The 4,151-nt window shown below is 62.9% G+C and carries 2 protein-coding genes; both read right to left on the bottom strand.

Annotated features, from left to right (window positions below):
• On the bottom strand, positions 1 to 2,744 hold a 2,744-nt coding region (locus tag JV201_RS02940), incomplete at its 3' end, for a hybrid sensor histidine kinase/response regulator (RefSeq protein WP_219407128.1).
• 102 nt (positions 2,745 to 2,846) lie between these two features.
• Positions 2,847 to 4,139, bottom strand: a complete 1,293-nt coding sequence (gene purD / locus JV201_RS02945; protein WP_003217326.1) for a phosphoribosylamine--glycine ligase — start codon at positions 4,137 to 4,139, stop codon at positions 2,847 to 2,849.
• Positions 4,140 to 4,151: the final 12 nt, after the last annotated feature.

Here is a 4,151-nt window from a genome sequence, read left to right on the forward strand (position 1 = left end):
CGCTGTGCTACCCAGTACTCCACCAGCTCGCGCAACTGTGACAACTCCACCGGCTTGGCCATGTGGCCGTCCATCCCGGCCTGGCGTGCACGCTCTTTGTGCTCCGAAAGAATGTGCGCCGTCAGCGCCACCACCGGCGTACGAATCCGCTGGTTGCTGACTTCCCACGCCCGCAGTTGCTGGGTGGCGGAGAAGCCGTCGAGGATCGGCATTTCACAGTCCATCAACACCAGGTCGTAGCGCTGGGCCTTCATTGCCTGCAGGGCTTCTTCGCCGTTGCTGGCGGTGTCGGGCTGCAGGTTGAGCTTGCCGAGCATGCCGCGAATCACCTTGGTGGAGATGCTGTTGTCCTCCGCCACCAGGATCCGGAAGTCACTCGGCACGGTCACCGGGGCCGGCGCGCTGATCGCCGGCTGGCGTGGTTGCACGGAGCCCTTGCTGCGCTGGGTCAACTCATCGGCAAGGGTGGTCTTGAGGGTATAGCCGGCCACGGGTTTGGCGAGGATGCGCTTGATCCCGCAGTTGCGCGCGATGATCTTGCTCGGCGCATTGCTGATGCCGGTGAGCATGATCAGCAGGATGTCGTGGTTCAGGCTCGGGTCTTCCTTGATCTTCGCCGCCAGTTGCATGCCGGTCATGCCGGGCATGTTCTGGTCCAGCAGCACCACGTCGAAATAGTCCCGCAGGTGCGCCTTGGTGCGCAGCAGCGCCAGGGCTTCCTTGCCCGAAGGCACGGCACTCACGTTCAGGCCCCAGGCCGTGCATTGCTGCACCAGCACTTTGCGGCAAGTGTCGTTGTCGTCCACCACCAGCACGCGCGCGCCCTTGAGCGGGCCGTCGAGGTCGGAGGTCGGGTGCTCCAGGCGTTCCGGGTCCAGCGGCAAGGTCAGCCACAGGGTGCTGCCTTGCTGGCTGCCACTCTTGATGCCGAATTCGCCGTTCATCAACAGGATCAACTGGCGGGCAATGACCAGGCCCAGATGGCCGCTCAGGCGGGTGGCAGAGAGGAAGTTCTTGCTGTGCAACTCGCTGTGCAGCAGGGCGTCGCGCTCGGCGGGTTCCATCGGCAGGCCGCTGTCTTGCACGGCAATGCGCAGGCGCGGTTTGCTGCTGCGCTCGTCCAGTGCGACGACGATCAGTACTTCGCCTTCATCGGTTTTTTGCAGGGCATTTTCCAGCAGGCTCAACAGTGCCTGGCGCAGCCGCGTCGGGTCGCCGCTGATCACCCGGGGTACCTGGGGCTGGATAAAGCTGATCAGCTCGACGTTCTGCTGCTCGGCCTTGGCGCGGAAAATACTCAGGCAGTCTTCGATCAGCGCGTTGAGGTCGAACTGCACATCGTCCAATTCGATCTGCCCTGATTCCAGCTTGGAGATGTCGAGAATCTCGTTGATCAGGGTGAGCAGTTCGTTGCCGGCGCTGTGGATGGTTTGCACGTAGTCGCGTTGCTTGACTGAAAGCGGGGTGCCCAGCAGCAGCTCGGTCATGCCCAGCACGCCGTTCATGGGCGTGCGAATTTCGTGGCTGATCTTCGCCAGGAATTCGGCCTTGGCGGCGATTTCGGCGTTGCTGGCCGCCAGGTCGCGGCTGAGGCTGAAGTTGTCTTCGGTGATGGCGCGCTGGCGTTCGCCCAGGGCCAGGCTCATCAACAGGCCACTGAGGCAGATAAAGCCGAGCAGGGTGATGATCAAGCCTTGTGGCGGCACCAGCGTCAGGCCCAGCAAGGCCGGGAGAATAATCAGCGTGCCGATGTTGAAGATCACCATCGCCAGCATGAACAGGCGCGCCGGGCGGTAGCCTTTTTGCCAGTGATAGGCCGAGACGAACAACATGCTCAGGCCGGCCAGCGCCACCAGGGCGTAGGTGATGATGTTCAGGGGCAAGGTGTTGACGAACAGCAGCAACAGGCCGGTCAGGACGATCAGCAGGATATCGGCCATCAACAGCTTGTTCAGCGGATGCGGGCCCAGTGGCGCAAAGAAGCGGTAGGCAAACATCAGCCCGCACGGCGCGGTCAGCAGCAGGGCGAGGTAGGCACCGGGGGTTTGTACCGCGTGCCAGTTCGGCAACCACGGGCCCAGCACGTTGAGCAGCAGCGCAAGGCTGAGCAGCAACAGCAATTCGCAGGCGGCGAGCCACAGGCTGCTGCGGGAGCGATGGTAGGCGTAGCGGGTGAGGTTGTGCAGGATCAGCATCACCAGGCAACCGAACAGCAGCCCGTAGATCAGCGTCTGGTTCTGGTTGGCCGCAGCCAGCACGGCCGGCTCAAGGGTGATGTAGGGGCGCAGCTCGTGTTCCGAGACCATGCGCAGGTACACGTCCAGCGGCTTCTGGCTTTGCGGCATCGGCAGCATGAAGTCGCTGCTGGGCAGCGGGCGCTCGGCCTGGGGCTGGCGGGTGCCGGTAGCTTCCTGCTCCACCAGGGTGTCGCCGTCGAGTACATACAGGTTCAGGTGTGACAGGTCAGGGGCGAATACCCGCAGCACTTGCTCGTGTTTGCCGGGTTGCAGCCTGAAGCGTACCCACAACGCACCGTCCGGTTGCGCGGCGGTAATCCGGTCCAGTTCGATGGGGCTGAATTGATTGATGTAGCGGGGCGAGCGGATATCGCTCAGTTGCAGATCGGCCTGTTCATCAAGCAATACTGCCCAGCCACTGCCTTGTGCGGCGGCCTGGGCCGGGAGCAAGCAGAGCAAGGTCAGCAGACTGACAGTGAAACCTATGGCGATCCTGAGCCAGCGCACGGCGAAATCCCTTCGTAGGTTGATGCATGGGTATAACTATGCGCGGGGCCACAAGCGTAGGGCAAGGGCCAGAGGCCCCTGCCTAACCGAACGGATAGCTGTTTACTGACTTTCGCCACGCTCACGGGCAATGGCGCGGTAGCCAATGTCGGTGCGGTAGAAGCAGCCTTTCCAGTCGATCTTCGCCGCCAGCTTGTAAGCCTGTTGCTGGGCGGCATCTACGCTGCTGCCCATGGCGGTTGCGCACAGTACGCGACCACCGGCGGTGACGACCTTGCCATCCTTGAGCGCGGTGCCCGCGTGGAACACCTTGCCTTCCAGCGTAGCAGCCGCGTCCAGACCTTCAATCACATCGCCCTTGGCGTAGTCGGCCGGGTAGCCGCCGGCGGCCAGCACGATGCCGACGCTCGGGCGCGGGTCCCACTGGGCTTCGACCTTGTCCAGGGCCTGGGCCAGCGCAGCTTCAACCAACAGCACCAGGCTCGATTGCAGGCGCAGCATCACCGGTTGGGTTTCCGGGTCGCCGAAGCGGCAGTTGAACTCGATGACTTTCGGGTTACCGGCCTTGTCGATCATCAAGCCGGCGTACAGGAAACCGGTGTATACATTGCCTTCATCGGCCATGCCGCGCACGGTTGGCCAGATGACCAGGTCCATCACGCGCTTGTGCACTTCGGCAGTCACTACCGGAGCAGGGGAGTAAGCGCCCATGCCGCCGGTGTTCGGGCCGCTGTCGCCGTCACCCACACGTTTGTGGTCCTGGCTGGTGGCCATCGGCAGTACGTTCTTGCCGTCGACCATCACGATGAAGCTGGCTTCTTCGCCGTCGAGGAACTCTTCGATCACCACGCGCGAACCGGCTTCACCGAAAGCGTTGCCGGCGAGCATGTCGCGCACGGCGTCTTCGGCTTCAGCCAGGGTCATTGCGACGATCACGCCTTTACCGGCGGCCAGGCCGTCGGCCTTGATCACGATCGGTGCACCGACTTCACGCAGGTAGGCCAGGGCCGGCTCGATCTCGGTGAAGTTCTGGTAGTCGGCGGTCGGGATCTTGTGGCGCGCCAGGAAATCCTTGGTGAAGGCTTTCGAGCCTTCCAGCTGGGCAGCGCCGGCGGTTGGGCCGAAGCAGTCCAGGCCGCGGCTGCGGAACAGGTCCACAACGCCAGCTACCAAGGGCACTTCCGGGCCGACGATGGTCAGGGAAACGTTTTTCTCGGCAAAGTCCGCCAGTTGCTCAAGGGCCAACACGTCGATGGCGACGTTTTCGCACTTGGCTTCAATGGCGGTACCGGCGTTGCCGGGGGCGACGAAAACTTTCTGGACACGTGGGTCCTGGGCAACTTTCCAGGCCAGGGCGTGTTCACGGCCACCGCTGCCAATGATCAAAACATTCATTTCAAAAACCTC

The sequence above is a fragment of the Pseudomonas sp. Colony2 genome (assembly GCF_019382755.1).
Classification (GTDB): domain Bacteria; phylum Pseudomonadota; class Gammaproteobacteria; order Pseudomonadales; family Pseudomonadaceae; genus Aquipseudomonas.